Here is a 15,530-nt window from a genome sequence, read left to right on the forward strand (position 1 = left end):
CCTGTCTCAGGTTTAAGGGCAAAAATATCGGATTTAAAGGCAAAATATCATATTTAAGGGCAAAGCAAGGCCGTTGATTTCGTTGGATTTCTCATCTCACAATTAAGGGCTACGCGACACCAGGCCTTCGTCCATCAGACGATAGATCTCGGTCAGCATGGCGAACTGGATCCGGTTCACAAGAAAGCCTGGACGTTCGAGGATCGCGACACCGACATGTTCGATGTTCTGCACCAGCATGCGGCTCCATGCCACCAACTCCGCTGGCGTATCGGCCGCATGGATCAACTCGATTACGGGAACGATATGACCCGGAGTAACATAGTGAATGCCCATCATCCGCTCTTTGCGTGTCATTTGAGCGGCGATGTCGGAGATTAGGAAGGACGAGGTATTGGTCGCCAGCACCACGTTTTCCGGACAGATCCTTTCGAGTTCCGCGAACAGGGCCTGTTTGACTTCCAGGGATTCCTGCACTGCTTCATGCACGAGGAAGACCCCTTCGATCGCGCTCGCAAGATCCGGCTCAAGTGTCACTCCGGCTAGCATGGCCTCCGATGCATCCGAATCCTCGACCAGTCCTGCCGCGATCGGGCGGGCCCGCTCTACGTAAGTGTCAAGCATGGTCTGATTGCTGTCGCAGATCACCGCATCATAGCCGTGATGCGCATAGAGTGTCGCGATGACACATCCCATGAATCCGGCCCCGACGACGCAAATCCTACCGGACCCGGGCGGCTCCGTACCGAACGCAAATTCCTTCAAACTTTCCTCCTCCCTTCAAATGGTATGAACCTTCGACTCTTCTGGACGACAGGCTTCTAGCCGACTGTATCACTCGAGCCGCTGCGATAGCCGCGCAAGGATCAGGAATGTTCCGATTGTGCGATGCCGAGCGGTCTCGGGTCCAATACGCAAACGTCGACAATATATATGGCTATGGTTATGATTTAATGCCGGGCACTCAATCAATAGAGTTGATTCCTGAACTTGCCCGACTGATTTATTGTGGTTTTGGTATGCTTCCGAGCCATCAAACCGGATGCCTGACACGGGAGAACAGGAATTGCGCAAAGATCGGCCAGAAGAACCGAACGACACGCCGTCGAAAGACTTGCTTCGGTCGCGCAATCTCACGCTGCACAAGCTGCACGTCTTTTGCACGATCGCCAAATTCAACAGTGTAACCCGCGCGGCGGAGTATTTGAATATTGCGCAACCCGCAGTAACCGCCCACCTGCGCAGTCTTGAGAAGAGCCTTGGTGTCAAGTTGGTGCGCAAGGCCGGGCGCAACATCGAACTGACACATGCCGGGCGTCGCACTCTTGCCTGGGCGAAGGAAACTATTCAGCGCAGCTCAGATATGTTTCTTGACCTCGCAGACATCAAGAAAGGTCTGATTGGCCGAACGCGGATCGCCTCGTCGATGGTGGCCGGCACCTACAAGTTGTCTGAAACTATAATTGCGTTCAAAAAGGAATTCCCATCGGCCAGGATTTCGGTGTCGATGGCCAGCCCCTACCTAGCCACGGAATCAGTACTGCTTGGGGATTGCGATTTCGGTATCACTTTGGTTGATCACAATCGCGACACCTCACGGCTGGAGATTGAATTGCTCTGGCGCGAGCCGCTTTATCTGGTGGCCGCGATAGAGAGCCGACTGGTCGGCGATGTCGCTTATATCGATGAGCTAGGGACATTGCCGTTGATCACTCCGCCGAAGGGGCAAATGGCGCGAGAACTCATCGACGAGGTGCTGCGCGCCGCAGGGGTCGTGAGAACCAACAGCGTACTAGCCTTCGGGCATCCCGAGCCGATCCTAAATGCGATTCGCGCCGATGTCGGGGCCGGTTTCGTCTTCAAGAGCGCATTGCCGAGGGACCCAGAGGCGTCGGGGCTTCGCCTTGTGCATACACCAGAGCTGGAAATTACTATGCCGCTGTTCCTGGTCTACGACAAGAAGACGGTGTTCTCCGCGCCGCAAATTCAGCTCATGGACCGAATCCGTCAATCCTTCGCCGAGCCTGCATGATCATGTACAGAAGGCCCCGCGCGGGGACGACACTGCGAGCCACGCAAAGGACACCCTCCGAAGGGCACGACGATGCGGTCAGTGGGACATGAACACCGGCACTTGGCTGCTCCTGATGACTTCGTGGGTAACGCCCCCGAACAGGTCTTGCGAAAACTTGCTGTGTTCGTAAGCCCCCATCACGATCAGCTTCGCCCCCAACTCGGCAGCGGTCCGTTGAATAACGTCAGCTATGCCGTTCTTGCCTTTGGGGCGCTCGACCTGTTCCACGTCAACGCCATGGCGTCGGAGGTGGGTGACAATGTCTGTTCCTTCGGGCATCTTCGGCAGGCTCGCGCCAACGATTAAGATCGTGACCTTGCGCGGTCTCTCCTCCAAGATCGTCATTGCGTCGTTGAGCGCACGAGCTGCCGAGCGCTTTCCGTCCCAGGCGACGAGAGCATGTGAACCAAGTTTGTCGGTGGAGTATCCATTGGGTACAACAAGGACTGGGCGGCCGCTTTGCAATGCCATGAGATCGGGGTTTACAGCGCGAAATTCATCGGTAGGAAGGTTCGAGTGGTAGCCTGTCACCACAAAATCAAAATTACGTGCGATTTCGGGCAAACGTAACTTTCCGATCTCGTTTGGCATAACAAAACGCGACCGTTCGGCCACTCCAGCCGCAGAAGCTTGCTCCTCAAAAAAGGCGCGAGCAGCTTCGATTTTCTCATTCCGCACATTTCCGAGTTTGTCGAGAAGGTCCTCGGTCAGGCCGAGAACATGTTCGAAGTAGGAAGAGGTGCTGCCATATACCGCCGTCAGCCATGCATCGTGCTTGGCCGCAATTTTTGTCGCATGACCTACACCACTCGGGAATCCAGCACTCCCGGAATGCGTAATAAGGATATTCTTGATGCTCATCTTCGCCTCACTGATCGAACGTTAAGGCACGCTATCATCTGACTACTTAGATGTCTATGTTTTTTGCCGCACTTCAAGAGATAGCCGGGTCGCGATAACCGCTAGTTAAGCATCCGATAGACCCGGACATCAGCGGTGCGGTCCTGGACGAGTTTATAGGACCTCACATGATTTGGTCGCTCTGATCGGAGCCGAACACCCGACCCGTCATTCAGCCAGAGCCGCCCCTTTTTCTTTCGCTTTTGTGGGTCCTTCAGCCCTTCGCGTCGCTAAATCCGTTCCACCCGCTTGTGGTTCACATGCCAACTCGCGTTGTTGAGCAAGCCCGTCACCATGCAATATCCATAGCGCCCATACTTATCGGACAGCTCACTGATGCCGTCTGCCAAACGTGCCTCATCAACACGGCCCAGCGGAATTTTACGCTGCGTGGATCGGTGCTGGCCCAAAGTACGGGAGGCCCGGCGCTCGGACACGCCCAGTTCCTGCCAAACATGGTCAATGCACTTGCGGCGTCGCGAAGGGCTCAGAAGTTTCCCCTGGCTACCTTGGGCAGGATGAGCTTGTCCAAGGTCAGGTCAGACACCGCTCGACGCAGCCGCTGGCACTCTTTTTCAAGCTGCTTCAGCCGTGCGAGTAATGACGGTTGCGCCTCGCCGTACAACTTGCGCCATCGATAGAACGTCTGTTGTGTCATGCCAATCTGTCGCACCGCCTCGGCAATCGTCGTCCCCTGCCCCTGAGGAACTTCAACCTGCCGAAGCTTCGATACAATTTCTTAGGGCTTCTCTCGTTTTCCAGCCATCGCTGATCCTCCAAGTTATGGGGCAAATCCATCCCTGCTGGTGGACCACTTTCTGGGGTTTACTCCATGGTCACGGGTTCAATCTCTGTCACATCCCCCATTTTTCTCAACTGGACGTGCGCTGAGCAGTCCTCGTATTCTATGTTTGCGTTGGGCTGATTTTCTGTGACTCGTTGATAAGAACCACGAGCAGATCAAGGATCTGATCGCTGTTGCGTTCGAGCATCATCATGTGTCCGTTTCCGGTGATGTCGTGGTCGGGTAAGTACACAAAGCGGCTGATCATCCCTTGTTCCGTCAGGAAATCGCCGATAGCGGAGTCCGTAGCGGGAGGATGATCGGGGTCGCTGTCGCCGGTGACAATCAGCACCTGGGTTCCGGCCAGTGCATTTGGGGTCAACATCCGCAATTGCTGCCCTTCGAAATTGATACGCTCCAGAAAAAGTTGCCGGGGGACTGCCTGCAGTCCGGCAAGGTAACTGTCCGTGTGTTGACGAGGAAACTGCGTGCTTGAGCCGATTAGTTTGGCGCGGGCTGCCTCATGGCTGAGTACAACCGGCCCGTTCGGATGTACATCGAGTGGAACGCCGGCAAATTCCATGACCAATCGATCCGGGCCTTGGGACATCAGTTTGGCGGCTGGCTGGATGTTGCCTGGCGGGCCAGGCGCGACCGCGACCAAACGGCTGACCCGGCCGGCCAGCAATTCGGCAATCCGCCAGCCAATGGCGCCGCCCATTGAATGGGTCCAGAGGATGATTTCGCCCTTGAGAGTTTTTACCGCCGCGGCGATCTGGTCGGCAACGAGCTGTCCCGTCAACTTTTCGGGCGGGACATAGCCGCTGCGGCCGCACCCCGGCCAATCGACGCATATGACGCGATCACCGGTGCGAGCGAGCCGTATAGCCCAACCTTCCCGGTTATCCGCCGTCTGCAACCAGCAGGCGCCAGTGTGCATGCCGCCGTGTACCATGACGTGCGTTCTTGCGAAATTGGTGTCAGCCGGGACAATGATGTCGGCGTAAACGCCATCCGGCCCAAGGGGGCCGGATGTTTTGGATAGGCATGCGTCCTCAATCATTGGATGCCACTACCTTCGGGCAACCTGAAGCTGCACCCTCCAGGGATCAAAGCGTTGGGACGCATCAGAGGACGCTGTCGATGGCGTCGGCCAATTCGCGTGGGCGTGTCATCATTGCCTGATGGCTGCCGGGACTTTCGGCGGTTTTGGGATTTTCCAGGCGGGACGCCATGTTGCGATAGACCTCAGCAGGCATGGCCATATCTTCTTTGAGGAAGACGTAGGCAGATCGGTGTTTCTTCGCCCAGAAGCTGTTGAGGCGGATCGGCTGATCGAGCCATCCCATCGGGCAGGATATCAACCGCTGCGCAAGCCGGTCCAAGCTTTCCGTGTCGGCGTCCTGCATGAAAGCGTTGTCCCACAACTCCCGGGTCATGGGGACCGTGTTGTCAGGAGATACGCTGGCCATCGCGGTAAGACCTCCCACAAGTTCGGCGGGCAGTACATCATTTATGCATTCGCCATCGAGCAGGACCCAGGCGTCCACAAAGGTAATGTTTTTTACTGCATCCGGCATAGCGTCAGCCACCAATTGCGCCAGCGGGCCGCCGCCACTATGTCCGACTATTGCGAACTCTGTCCAGCCTTGGTCCTTGATCCTGCCAATGAGGTCGTCGGCCATTTTGGAAAGTGTCACCCTGGCCCTGTTGTCGTTCTTTTCGTGGCCCAACATTGTGGGGTGGAAGGTCTCATGGCCCTTCTCTTCAAGCGCTGCGGCGACGTCGTCCCACGCCCAGCCGCCCTGCCAGCCTCCATGCACCAATACGATTTTCATGATTACCTCCCATAGCGTTATGATGTTATTCAGCGTATATATGGTAGAATAACTTCGTCCCATATGCAACTATAATTAGTACCAATTGCAACTATGAAATCCGATGAAAGCAGAAATGAGAAGGATATGGGTTTACAGGACCGCGATGCGGTCCTGAACGGTACTGAAATACCGTTCGCCTACAAAGCCTCCTATATTCTCAACTTCTATCGAGAGCCCTTGTTCAGGGTTATTGAAAATGAGCTTGGTCTGAAGCGATCCGAGGCGATCTTGCTGATTTTTTTGTCGTTTCGCGATGGCGTGGCGGCCCAGGAAATGTGCGATCTGACCGGTCATTCCAAGACCAATGTAAGCCGCGCGGTCAACGCGCTGAACAAAAATGGCATGATCACACGAGATGTCGATCCGGGTGATAATCGCCGCCAATTGCTCTACCTGACCGATCTGGGACGGCGTGCGTATAGTGCATTCATTCCCGAACTCATGGCCAGGGAGGCGTCCATGCTGGCGCCCCTGACAAAGGCGGAGCGGCGGCAATATATGTCGCTACTGACGAAGATCGCTGGCGGCGTTCCAGGTTGGACTGGTAAGAGCGACGATCTGGATGCGAGCGCACGGCGCATGCGCCGTAGATTCGTTGATTAACTCCAAGCGTCAAAGGGGCATTTCTTATCGCATGTGCAGTGGGCGGCCATTTCCTTTGGAAACCTAGGGCCTTACCCGTCAGTGAAAAAAGCCGCCATTCCAATCGGCGGTGGCCAGTCAATTGGGCAGCATTTTTCTGAAGAGGTGGAGCCGCAAGAGCATGCTCTCCAAAAATCAGAAGCCATTTTGAATGCGCGCAAATTGAAGGAAGATAAAGACAACAACGAGTCGATTTTCTCCTTCAAACGTGTGACAGAAGATTTCTTGGGCCGCGAATTTGACCTGCTCCCCATCGAGTCTTCGTTCATGAGTTAGCCCTGTTCAGTTTTTGATGTGCTACCCAACGCGCCCTCGGCCGTTATCAGAGTTTCCGCCCTTTTGCTGTGCTACCGGAAGTGTCCCCGCTCGGGGCTAGATTTTCCGCCCTGATTGATCACGGAAGTAAGTGCTGTCAGCCTTTCTACCAGAATGCGCCGCCCATCCAAGAGGGTGATGTCGACGCGACTGGCCGACAGACGGGAAGATGAAAACGATCTTGGCGCATCGCCAGAAACGCTATTGCAAACGACATCTCCTTCAATCTGAACATGCAGGAACGTGGCATCATTAACCGGCTTTTCCGCCTCTGGAGCAAAGAGTGGGCCCTTCAGCCACTTGAAAATAAGGTTGGCGTTGACTGCTTAGCGCTGCGCGACATGTGCCACAGACATCCCCGGCGTCATTGCCTACGCGCAAATCTCACGCCTCTCCTCGTCATCCCATTACCACTTCTTCCGCCTGCTCATAGATTGCCTCACAGTGTCCAGCAAGAAGGATAGTTAACACTTAGATTGAACTCCTCGACACCGTTAGCTCGGGTTCAATGGACGCTCACGGCGCCAGACAAACTGCGCGCTGTTCAAGCATGAAACCGGCCGCCCGGATGTTCTCCGGGCAGCCTCGCAGCGATCCGTATATGCGTGTCCTGTTGGAAAAGGACGACGAGAACGACGTCAACCTTTGCCGTTTGCCTCCAGTTTCCACTCGGACATAACTGGGTCAAGATTGAACAGTTTCTGCGCGTTTCCGCCTAGAATGCTCCGCTTGGCCTTCTCGTCCAAGAACGGAAGATCATAGATCGTGCTCGGAAGATCCATATCCCAATGCGGATAGTCGGACGAATAGAGCAACTGCGATTCTGCGTTTATCATCTTGAAGGTGACCTCCAAGGCTTCGCGGTTGTCCACCAGCTCCATCGGCTGCGTAGAGTAGAACATCTCGCGCATGTAATCGCTGGGTTTTTTCTTCAAAAGCGGAGCATCGGACGTACGCATCATGTACTCGTTGTCCAGCCGTTGCATCAGGAAGGGAACCCAAGCCAGACCACTTTCGATCCACATGGTTTTCAACTTTGGGAAACGCTCGGGCATGCCGTTCATAACCCAGTTCGTCATGTGGATGATGTTACAGAAGCTGAAACCAAGCGCGTGAACTGAGATAAACTTGTTCAGCTGTGCCAACGAGGTGTCGGCCCAGTGATAGGCCGCGTGGAAGCCAAGAGGCATCCCATGCTCTTCCAGTTTGGCATAAATACGCATGTTTGCGCTGTCATGCACCGGACGCTTGAGATAGCCAGTCGAGAGGAACCCAACGACGCCTTTCTTTTCGGCGAACTCGTCAATCATCTTCTCGGCTTCGTGCGGCTCGTTCATGGGCAGATAGACCATGGATACGAGGCGATTGTCTTCTTCAAGAATGCGCTCGCTCAGCCAACGGTTGTAGGCACGGGCCATTGCCACCTCGACCTCGACTTGGGGGTGCGTCGCCAACAGCAGCATTGGGGTTGGGAAAAGGCACGCCATATCCGTACCCATCGCGTCCATCCAGCGCCGGGCCAAAGTGATGTCACGGTGTGGCTCTTCGGGGACAATTTCCTTGTTCCGACCCGCATAGCGCGTCACGCGCCCAGCCATGTCCTGCGAACCGATCGCCTGCGGAATCAGGCCGGCGCGGCCAACGTTACCGGCTGACAAGCCAAGATGGCGCATCACCGGGTCGTCCATGTATTGCAGGATTTCCGGCAAGGCCTCAGTCTCATAGTGGTGGCTGTCCACATCGCAAATGAAGAAGTCTTTGTAATTGCGATCTTCCGCTTGCTTACGTGCGTTCTTCAGCAGCTTGCTGGTGTTAAACTCCTGGATCGCAGGATCGTTATCCGAACTGTAGTTCATCGTGTTGCCCGTTAAAGACATTTTATCTCTCTCCCCTCGTGTTACGGATTCAGCGTCTGCCACATGCCCAACTCGAACACCGCCATATCGGCAGCATCGAGAATGCCGGTCGCGGCTATGGCGACAGCTGTCGCCGAGACATCGTTGTCTCGTGGGAATGCGGGCAAGCCGTCATTGGTTTCGCGAAGTTTCGCATAAGCGGTCACAACATGCGAAAACAGCGCCTGAAGCTGCTCGGCGCGCAGGCGACTCCTTTCGGGGTTGCGAAGTGCATTCAGGACAGCATCGAGCGATGCCTCCAGAGCAGGAGCTTCATCGGTTATCTGGTCAAACTTCGACATAGACCTCTCCTCCTCTTTCCACCACGTTGTAACGTTTCATTTTGTACTTCGGATCGCCGACGGCTTCGCCCGTCGCAATCTTGAATTCCCAGCCATGCCACGGGCAAACGAAATGCAGTTCGTCTTCGTTGAAGGTCTGCCGGAGCGTGCGCTGCTGGTCGTCGAGTTCAACGCAGACCTGCGGCATCTTTAGGCCTTCGCATACCGGGCCACCTTGGTGCGGACACACGTTCTTATATGCAACGATGTCTCCTTTGTGCCGAATGACCCCGATCTCGACCCCGTCGACTTCGCAAATCTTTGCCGTCTTGTCGCTCAAGTCCGACACCGTGCATAGCAATCTTTCTGGCATCTTAGCTCCTCCGTCTGTTGCCCAGTCTTGCTTCAAGTTAGTAAGATTGACTTACTATAAGAACAGCTTTAGAATTGTCAAGAAATAAGACATCTAAATTAGAGGGCGCAAGTCGTGCCGCAATCACCTTCTAGGAAACGTGGTCTTGGGGCGTCGCTCCGCCTGGCTCATCATCTATATGGTAAGCTGCTGCAGGAGCAGTTGCGCGACACCGGGCTCAGCATGGCGCAGTACATCCATCTCCGGTGTCTGAGAGAGGAAGGCAAACTAAAACAATCCGAGCTTTCCGGGTTGCTGGGCATCGAAAAGGCGTCGTCCACACGCGTCCTGGACGAACTCGAAAAGCGAGATCTTATCACGCGAAACCGCAGCCAGTCCGACCGGCGCGTGGTTCATGTCGAACTGTCTGACGCAGGGCTTCGAGCGATAGATGGCGCGATGAAATCTGCGCGTCTCGCTGCTGATCACGCCTCGGCAGGATTTGAATCCGACGAATTGGATCACCTCTTCGCTGCAATGGACAAGCTGTTGGATAATCTCGCAAGCGCGTGTTGTCAGTCCCACTAACCAAACCTTGGCGCAAGGGCGAGAAGTGTCACACCGGTCGCGGCTAGTGCAGACGACAGGTAGAATCTGGGACCCGGGCGCCGTTCGGTTTTGAAGATATGGCCTGCGAGCCAGGCGGCAAAGAACATCTCGATTGAAGACATGATCGCGACGACGGTCACATCAGTGAACATAAGCGAAAAGAACAGCGCGACTTGTCCGGCCGTCATCGAACTGCCAGCCAGAAGTTGCCACCCGCTCGGCCGCTGAATTCGCCAGGTAAACGCGTCGCGCGATTTGAACCGGAACACCCAGGAGACCGCAAACCACATTAGACCCGTCATCGCACCGATGAAAACTCCGGCCAGAGGGTCCGGCAAAGTCTGCATCGCGAGCTTTCGGGAGACGAAAGAGCCGCCATACCCCGCGGCGGACGCTACGGCCATCGCCCGGCCCTTGTTCTTCTCTCGAGGGTCAGGATCTCCGACCGCCAAGTCAGAAGCCGATTTGACCGAAGCGCGTGACATCATGATTACCACGCCGCTGGTAACCAGGAAGAAGGCGATGACCACAGGTGTCGTGATGACCTCACCGAGCAGAAAGAACGCCAACAGCGCCGCAAACACTGGTATCAGGCGTCGGATGAAACCGGTCTCGATGGCTCCGGCAAGCTCTACCGAGCGGAACAGCGTAAGACGGCCGACAACGTTGCCAAGCACCCCGGCTGCAACGAAATAGACCACACCAATGAGTACACCGCGGTTAAGTTCCGGCATCGTTGGGCCCAGGAGCAGCCAAAGCGCCCCAGAGACAACGGCGGTCATCAGCACAGAGATAAGAACGTCGTTGCCGCGGCCCTGAACCGATTGGGAGCTCTTTGCAATGGAAACCGAACTGAAGGCGTAGCAGAACGCTCCGAACACGGCCAAGAGGCCGCCGAACCCCGCGGTCATCGCGCGTGTCGGCGCGGATTGTTCCTGCTACTTGTCATGGGCCAGCAACTGATCCAGGAAGTGGCCTGAAGACATAACCTCGCGAATTGGCAGCGTCTCCTGCTGCTCCATCAGCTCGGTAGAATAGGTCAAGCCCTGACCATCCCAGAACCACCAATAGATGATCTCGCCCTGTTTGTCGCGAATCGGCATCCGGAAAATCGGGAAACTCCTTTCCGAATGCGGAATGTCCGACCGTCCGGCAAGCGCGTGCTTCAACCCTAACCGATTCAACACCCCCGTTAGTGGGACCATGGCCATCAGTGCGGGTTTTTCGGCCAATACAGTCACATTGTCGGGCCGGTGCTCGTAAGGCCCCGGGAGGAACTTGACCACGGGAGGATAGCTCGGGTGGGTATGGGTGAGCTGCACGTAAGCCAGCCCCTTCGTTGTTTCGACCTCGACGATATCTCCGGGTGCGTACTCTTCCATTGTGGCGCTCCTCTTAAAGGCTGTAGGCTTCTAGGGTCGAGGGATGGAACAGTTCTTCGATCTCCACCCGGCGCGGAGACAGACCTTGACTCGCGTGGTAATCCAAAAACTTGTTCAGGACATGGGCGTTGCCGCCGACGCCATAGCTCCAGGGATCGTCTCCCATCAGCGCATGCACGCGGTTGAGATTATCCTCGACGAAGGGCATCGTTACCTTCGTTGCCGAGGTGTCAGACAGAGCTTCTTCTGCCAGCAGCTTCGATTGCGTGAACGCCTTGAGCAGGGCGGCGGGTAGGAACGGGTATTCTTCTGCGAGGCTGCGGCGCACCCCAAGAACATGCATGATCGGAAAGATCTGGGTCTTTTCGTAATAGGCTTCGGCCGTAGCGATGCTGTCTGCAAAGAGCCGACCTACGTGCGGATGCCGCTCGGCGAAACAACGCGGCCAACGCGGGCCGATGAAGCCGTCGATCTCACCGGCCTCGAGCATGCCATTCAACGTGCTGCCCACCGGCGCCTCTTCCATGCGGATATCGTCGGGCAACTGAACCTTGATCTTTTCGGGCCGGCCCGGCGTATCCATACCGCCGCGCACCCAGATGATATCGGAGGGTTTGACGCCGTATTCCTCTTCGAGAATGCCGCGCACCCAGACATTGGCAGACAGCTGGTATTCGGCAATGCCAATGCGCTTGCCCTTCAGATCCTGCGGCGTGTCGATCCCTTTGTCGGTTCGAATGTAGACTGAAGTGTGACGGAACGCCCGGCTCAGAAAGACCGGGATCGCGACATAGTGCGGATTTCCGCGGGCGACCGAGATCGAATACGAGGACAACGAAATTTCGCTGATATCGAACGCTTCGTGGCGGAACGCCCGGAAGAACATTTCTTCTGGGGACAGTAGCATGGGAACGGGATCGACACCGTCTATCTGCACTCTTCCATCCACAATGGCACGCGTCCGGTCATAGTTTCCCATGGCAAGGGATAGTTTGAGACTGCTCATCCTGTTTGTTCCTCCTCACTTGTTTTGCATTGTTGCCGCAAATCGACAGGTTGGCCGGTCGAGGCGGACTGCAGGATCGCATGGCAAACCTCCAGGCTTGCCAGACCCCATGCGCCTGTCTGGACGGGGGCCCTGTTCTGGCGGACAGCGGCTACCAGTGCATCGTTCACGGTTCTACGTGGCGCGGGCCCGAATGTCACTTCGATGAAGCCACGCTCGGTGTCACCAAATACTTCAACTCCGTCCGGAGTCAGCTTTAGGTCGGCACGGTCGCAAAGCGCGATGACTGGGCCAAAATGCTCGTTGTGCTTTGCGTCGACCGTCTTACCGCTGCCGAATGTGCGCGTCGTCTTGAGGCGCGCCTCGTCATCGGGATCGAGGTCCATCAGCGCCCGCCTTGCATCGCCATAGGCGCCGGCGAGTTTTCGCTGCCCCAGCTCTCCGACGTCGTTCATCCAAATGTCGCTATCGAAATGGGCATAGCCCGAATAGGTGAGATTGGCGACGCATCCACCCTCAAAGTTCATCAGCGCCGTAAAGGCGCCTTCTGTTGGACGCTTTGGATCCCATGCCCCGGTCATGGCATAAATCTTCTCTCCCATGCCGCCCGCAAGCCGTCGGACCACGTCGATCTGGTGGATGGCCTGGCTGAACAGCACCCCTCCTCCTTCTTCGGTGCGCAGCTCCTCCGGGCGTCGGGGACGATACAGGAAGTCAGTGTAGTTAAGGGCCTGGATCATTCTCAGCTGGCCGAACTTGCCGCTCGCGATCAACTGCGCGGCCAGCTCGACCGGCGGATCGAAACTGTGGCTGGGCCCAACGATCAGGTGAACCCCCGCCTCGTTCGCGGCGGCGACCATGGTCTCGGCGTCTTCCATCGAGATCGCGAGCGGCTTTTCCACGAGAATGTGCTTTCCAGCGCGCGCCGCGGCCAGAACGTGATCTACATGCATTTGGTGCGGGGTGGCGATGTAGATCGCTTCCACAGATGGATCGGCGCATAGTTCCTCGACAGTCGGATAGGCGACACCGCCGTATTGCTCTTCGAATGCGGCCCGGCTTTCCGCCCTCGGCGCGGCCGCGGCCGTGAGCTTGACGCGTGCGTCGGCATCAAAGGTGGGGACCATCAGCATGAAAGCCCGCCCCAATCCCGCAACTCCGAGGCGGACGGGATCAGAGGTCAAGAACCAGCCTCCCCGATAGCGCGCGCGATACACAAATCATTATATGGTCGCTTTTTTCCTCTTCCATAAGCACCATGTCGCGATGGTCAGCTTCCCCTTCGAGGAGGCGGATCTTGCAGGTGCCGCATGTGCCACTTTCACAGGAGCTGGACGTTGCGAATCCGGCGTCACGCAATGCCTCCAAGATCGAACGATCTTCGGGCACCGTGACGGTTTCGCTACTTTTTTTCAGCTCCACTTCGAAAGAGACATCGTCTTGGCGCACCACATCGACGGGCTTGAAATCCTCGAAGTGAACTCGCCCCTCCGGCCAGTGCCCGGAAACGGCCTTGATTTCATCCATCAGCGGTTTCGGACCACAACAGAAGACGTGAGTGGCACGGGGCGTGACGAGATCGTCCCAGAAATCGTAGACTGCATCCGGAGCGCCGCCGTCATGGTGCACAATGATCCGGCCATCGAAATCTCTCATCAGTTCATCCAGATAGGCCGATTCCTCCGGACTGCGGCTGACGTAGATGATTCTGAGCATCTTGCCCTTCTTGTCGAGATACCGTGCCATCGACAGAATCGGCGTGATCCCGATACCGCCGGCGATGAGCAGGTACTTCTGAACATCGGTTAGCGGGAAATCGTTTTCCGGGAATTCGACTGTCAACTCGGACCCGACGGTCGCCTGTTCGTGCATCGACGCGGAGCCCCCACGCGAATTCGGTTCTCTTTTGATCGCGACAACAAATTCCTTTGGGTCGCTGCCATCGTTGATCAGTGAATAGCGACGCATCGCTCCGGACGGAGTTTCCAAGGTGATGTGAGCACCAGGATCGAAACTAGGGAGCACATCGGCCCCAACCGGCACCAGGGTGAATTCGGCGATGCTCGGGGTCAAGTCACGCCGTTTCTCGACGCGCATCTTGATATTCTCCATGAGGTCCTCCCATATGGTCGTGATTGTGAATTTGTTTAGATAGCTAAGTTATGTGTGTCAACCGACCTTGAACTACGCAGTCATCCAAAACGTTGATCGTGCAAGCGCTACTGGCGGAGGAACCATTTATTACCGTCGAATTTCGACGTTGAAATCAGAGACCGCAGACACGGATCTTGCGCCCATAAAGGTCATGGTCCTCGTCATCTCCTCTTCAAGGATCGAAAGCGCCCGTGACACGCCCGCCTCGCCTTGCGCCGCCAAGCCATAGAGCGGCGCGCGACCCAGCAGAATGCCCTTCGCACCCAAGGCGAGGGCTTTCACGATGTCACTGCCGCGACGAATGCCGCCGTCCAGCAGAACCGGAAACTTCCGATCAAGAGCCGCGATGATATCTGCGAGTACGTCGATGGTGGCAGGAGCGCCATCAAGCTGACGGCCACCATGGTTCGAGACGACGATTCCATCCACACCGGCGCGTTGCGCGTCAATCGCATCTTCTGGGCACATGATACCCTTGATCAGCAGCGGGCCTTTCCATTTCTCCCGAATGCGGCGAACATCTCCCCAAGAAAACTCCGGGTTCCGCTGAGATCGGGTAAACTCGGCCAGTTCTCTGTCGCTCGCGCTGTTTCCGACAAAGTCCAAGAGGTTCTCAAGTCTGGGACGGTGCGGCCCGAGCCATACGGAGGTCAGCCAAGCAGGATGCAGAAGCCCATCGAGAACAGTCCGAGGGCCAATGCGGATTTCGTGGGCGAAGCCGTGCCGCAGATCACGTTCGCGCTTGCCGCCCACGAGTGAATCGACAGTCAGTACCAGAGCCGAGTAACCGGCCGCCTGTGCCCGGTCGATCAGCGCATCAGCGAATGCGCCCTTCCCCCACGGATAAAGCTGGAACCAGAGGGGACCCTTGCTCCTCCGCGCGATCTCTTCCAGCGTCGTGTTCGAGGCGGTCGAAACCGTGAACCCGACCCCGGCTCGTTCGGCCGCAGCGGCGAGGTGCAGATCTCCCTGGGGCCAGTAGAGGCCGTTCAGCCCTGTCGGCCCTATGAAAAACGGCTTCGAGTATGTTTCCCCGAACAGCTCCAAGGTGAGATCGACGCTCCCCCCTTTGAGGATTCGCGGCGTGAGAACGATATTCGTGAAGGAACTGCGATTGTGCCGCAGCGTCACCTCCGATTCCGCGCCCCCATCCAAATAATCGAACACCACCCGTGGCAGGCGACGCCGTGCCTGCGCCCGCAAGTCTTCGATATTGATTGCTGTCGTCATAACGCCTGTCGCCCGCCGAGCAGAAT

At 56.5% G+C, this 15,530-nt stretch carries 17 protein-coding genes and 1 pseudogene; 4 read left to right on the forward strand and 14 right to left on the reverse strand.

What is annotated here, in order from left to right; genetic code table 11:
- Positions 1-102: 102 nt before the first annotated feature.
- Positions 103-765 (reverse strand): 3-hydroxyacyl-CoA dehydrogenase family protein, encoded by a 663-nt coding sequence (locus KJP28_RS19425; RefSeq protein WP_007803148.1) that lies wholly within the window; start codon positions 763-765, stop codon positions 103-105.
- Positions 766-1,042: 277 nt separating this feature from the next.
- On the opposite strand from KJP28_RS19425, the gene KJP28_RS19430 reads away from it, so the two are divergent.
- The gene (locus KJP28_RS19430; RefSeq protein WP_052440151.1) at positions 1,043-2,032 is read left to right on the forward strand and encodes a LysR family transcriptional regulator; all 990 of its coding nucleotides are present in this window, start codon (positions 1,043-1,045) and stop codon (positions 2,030-2,032) included.
- Positions 2,033-2,110: 78 nt separating this feature from the next.
- Here the strand turns inward: KJP28_RS19430 and KJP28_RS20035 are convergent, their stop codons facing one another.
- The 4 genes and pseudogenes from KJP28_RS20035 to KJP28_RS19455 all read right to left on the reverse strand — a co-directional run bounded on the left by KJP28_RS20035 (position 2,111) and on the right by KJP28_RS19455 (position 5,596).
- On the reverse strand, positions 2,111-2,935 hold the full coding sequence (locus KJP28_RS20035; RefSeq protein ID WP_254682453.1) for a universal stress protein: 825 nt from the start codon (positions 2,933-2,935) through the stop codon (positions 2,111-2,113).
- A 104-nt stretch (positions 2,936-3,039) separates the two neighbouring features.
- Positions 3,040-3,710 (reverse strand): annotated as a pseudogene (locus tag KJP28_RS20040) (IS3 family transposase); the annotation flags it as partial.
- A gap of 169 nt (positions 3,711-3,879) precedes the next feature.
- The gene (locus KJP28_RS19450) at positions 3,880-4,821 is read right to left on the reverse strand and encodes an alpha/beta fold hydrolase (RefSeq protein WP_102855986.1); all 942 of its coding nucleotides are present in this window, start codon (positions 4,819-4,821) and stop codon (positions 3,880-3,882) included.
- Positions 4,822-4,885: 64 nt separating this feature from the next.
- The gene (locus KJP28_RS19455; protein WP_102855987.1) at positions 4,886-5,596 is read right to left on the reverse strand and encodes an alpha/beta fold hydrolase; all 711 of its coding nucleotides are present in this window, start codon (positions 5,594-5,596) and stop codon (positions 4,886-4,888) included.
- A 126-nt stretch (positions 5,597-5,722) separates the two neighbouring features.
- On the opposite strand from KJP28_RS19455, the gene KJP28_RS19460 reads away from it, so the two are divergent.
- Together KJP28_RS19460 and KJP28_RS19465 are read left to right on the forward strand one after the other, a co-directional pair.
- Positions 5,723-6,241, forward strand: a complete 519-nt coding sequence (locus KJP28_RS19460) for a MarR family winged helix-turn-helix transcriptional regulator (protein WP_102855988.1) — start codon at positions 5,723-5,725, stop codon at positions 6,239-6,241.
- Between the two features lie 81 nt (positions 6,242-6,322).
- Positions 6,323-6,556, forward strand: a complete 234-nt coding sequence (locus KJP28_RS19465) for a hypothetical protein (protein ID WP_102855989.1) — start codon at positions 6,323-6,325, stop codon at positions 6,554-6,556.
- A 677-nt stretch (positions 6,557-7,233) separates the two neighbouring features.
- Here the strand turns inward: KJP28_RS19465 and KJP28_RS19470 are convergent.
- The 3 genes from KJP28_RS19470 to KJP28_RS19480 are packed head-to-tail and all read right to left on the reverse strand — an operon-like array spanning position 7,234 to position 9,144.
- Entirely contained in the window at positions 7,234-8,451 is a 1,218-nt protein-coding gene (locus tag KJP28_RS19470) for an amidohydrolase family protein (protein WP_255552489.1), read from the reverse strand.
- A 41-nt stretch (positions 8,452-8,492) separates the two neighbouring features.
- A complete protein-coding gene (locus KJP28_RS19475; protein ID WP_218394092.1) occupies positions 8,493-8,792 on the reverse strand; it encodes a hypothetical protein in 300 nt (99 codons plus the stop codon).
- Entirely contained in the window at positions 8,779-9,144 is a 366-nt protein-coding gene (locus KJP28_RS19480; protein ID WP_255552490.1) for a Rieske (2Fe-2S) protein, read from the reverse strand. Before KJP28_RS19480 ends, KJP28_RS19475 begins: the two co-directional genes overlap by 14 nt.
- A 201-nt stretch (positions 9,145-9,345) precedes the next feature.
- Between KJP28_RS19480 and KJP28_RS19485 the strand changes: the two genes are divergently transcribed.
- Positions 9,346-9,711 (forward strand): MarR family winged helix-turn-helix transcriptional regulator, encoded by a 366-nt coding sequence (locus tag KJP28_RS19485; RefSeq protein ID WP_255552491.1) that lies wholly within the window; start codon positions 9,346-9,348, stop codon positions 9,709-9,711.
- Here KJP28_RS19485 and KJP28_RS19490 read toward each other — a convergent pair.
- From KJP28_RS19490 to KJP28_RS19515, 6 genes are all read right to left on the reverse strand, one after another.
- Positions 9,708-10,619: a DMT family transporter gene (locus tag KJP28_RS19490; RefSeq protein ID WP_255552492.1), complete on the reverse strand. Its 912-nt coding sequence runs from the start codon at positions 10,617-10,619 to the stop codon at positions 9,708-9,710. The two genes, KJP28_RS19485 and KJP28_RS19490, sit on opposite strands and share 4 nt — an antisense overlap.
- 51 nt (positions 10,620-10,670) lie before the next feature.
- Positions 10,671-11,114, reverse strand: coding sequence for a hypothetical protein (locus KJP28_RS19495; RefSeq protein ID WP_102855992.1), 444 nt, complete (start codon positions 11,112-11,114; stop codon positions 10,671-10,673).
- 13 nt (positions 11,115-11,127) lie between these two features.
- Positions 11,128-12,120 carry an ABC transporter substrate-binding protein gene (locus tag KJP28_RS19500; RefSeq protein WP_199536925.1) on the reverse strand — a complete coding sequence of 331 codons (993 nt, stop codon included), beginning with the start codon at positions 12,118-12,120 and terminating at the stop codon, positions 11,128-11,130.
- Complete coding sequence (locus tag KJP28_RS19505) at positions 12,117-13,337, reverse strand: Gfo/Idh/MocA family protein (RefSeq protein WP_336245366.1); 1,221 nt, start codon at positions 13,335-13,337, stop codon at positions 12,117-12,119. The genes KJP28_RS19500 and KJP28_RS19505 overlap by 4 nt, the downstream gene beginning before the upstream one ends.
- Positions 13,294-14,232, reverse strand: coding sequence for a PDR/VanB family oxidoreductase (locus KJP28_RS19510; RefSeq protein ID WP_007803173.1), 939 nt, complete (start codon positions 14,230-14,232; stop codon positions 13,294-13,296). The genes KJP28_RS19505 and KJP28_RS19510 overlap by 44 nt, the downstream gene beginning before the upstream one ends.
- A gap of 129 nt (positions 14,233-14,361) precedes the next feature.
- Positions 14,362-15,504, reverse strand: coding sequence for an alpha-hydroxy acid oxidase (locus KJP28_RS19515; RefSeq protein WP_218394095.1), 1,143 nt, complete (start codon positions 15,502-15,504; stop codon positions 14,362-14,364).
- Positions 15,505-15,530: the final 26 nt, after the last annotated feature.

It is taken from the genome of Maritimibacter dapengensis, from assembly GCF_019218265.1.
GTDB lineage: Bacteria > Pseudomonadota > Alphaproteobacteria > Rhodobacterales > Rhodobacteraceae > Maritimibacter > Maritimibacter dapengensis.

What these genes read in the sequence shown, in the direction of transcription:
- KJP28_RS19430 (WP_052440151.1), top strand. Translation starts at nt 1,043, where the DNA reads ATGCCTGACACGGGAGAACAGGAATTGCGCAAAGATCGGCCAGAAGAA.
- KJP28_RS20035 (WP_254682453.1), bottom strand. Translation starts at nt 2,935, where the DNA reads ATGAGCATCAAGAATATCCTTATTACGCATTCCGGGAGTGCTGGATTC.
- KJP28_RS19450 (WP_102855986.1), bottom strand. Translation starts at nt 4,821, where the DNA reads ATGATTGAGGACGCATGCCTATCCAAAACATCCGGCCCCCTTGGGCCG.
- KJP28_RS19455 (WP_102855987.1), bottom strand. Translation starts at nt 5,596, where the DNA reads ATGAAAATCGTATTGGTGCATGGAGGCTGGCAGGGCGGCTGGGCGTGG.
- KJP28_RS19460 (WP_102855988.1), top strand. Translation starts at nt 5,723, where the DNA reads ATGGGTTTACAGGACCGCGATGCGGTCCTGAACGGTACTGAAATACCG.
- KJP28_RS19470 (WP_255552489.1), bottom strand. Translation starts at nt 8,451, where the DNA reads ATGAACTACAGTTCGGATAACGATCCTGCGATCCAGGAGTTTAACACC.
- KJP28_RS19475 (WP_218394092.1), bottom strand. Translation starts at nt 8,792, where the DNA reads ATGTCGAAGTTTGACCAGATAACCGATGAAGCTCCTGCTCTGGAGGCA.
- KJP28_RS19480 (WP_255552490.1), bottom strand. Translation starts at nt 9,144, where the DNA reads ATGCCAGAAAGATTGCTATGCACGGTGTCGGACTTGAGCGACAAGACG.
- KJP28_RS19495 (WP_102855992.1), bottom strand. Translation starts at nt 11,114, where the DNA reads ATGGAAGAGTACGCACCCGGAGATATCGTCGAGGTCGAAACAACGAAG.
- KJP28_RS19500 (WP_199536925.1), bottom strand. Translation starts at nt 12,120, where the DNA reads ATGAGCAGTCTCAAACTATCCCTTGCCATGGGAAACTATGACCGGACG.
- KJP28_RS19510 (WP_007803173.1), bottom strand. Translation starts at nt 14,232, where the DNA reads ATGGAGAATATCAAGATGCGCGTCGAGAAACGGCGTGACTTGACCCCG.
- KJP28_RS19515 (WP_218394095.1), bottom strand. Translation starts at nt 15,504, where the DNA reads ATGACGACAGCAATCAATATCGAAGACTTGCGGGCGCAGGCACGGCGT.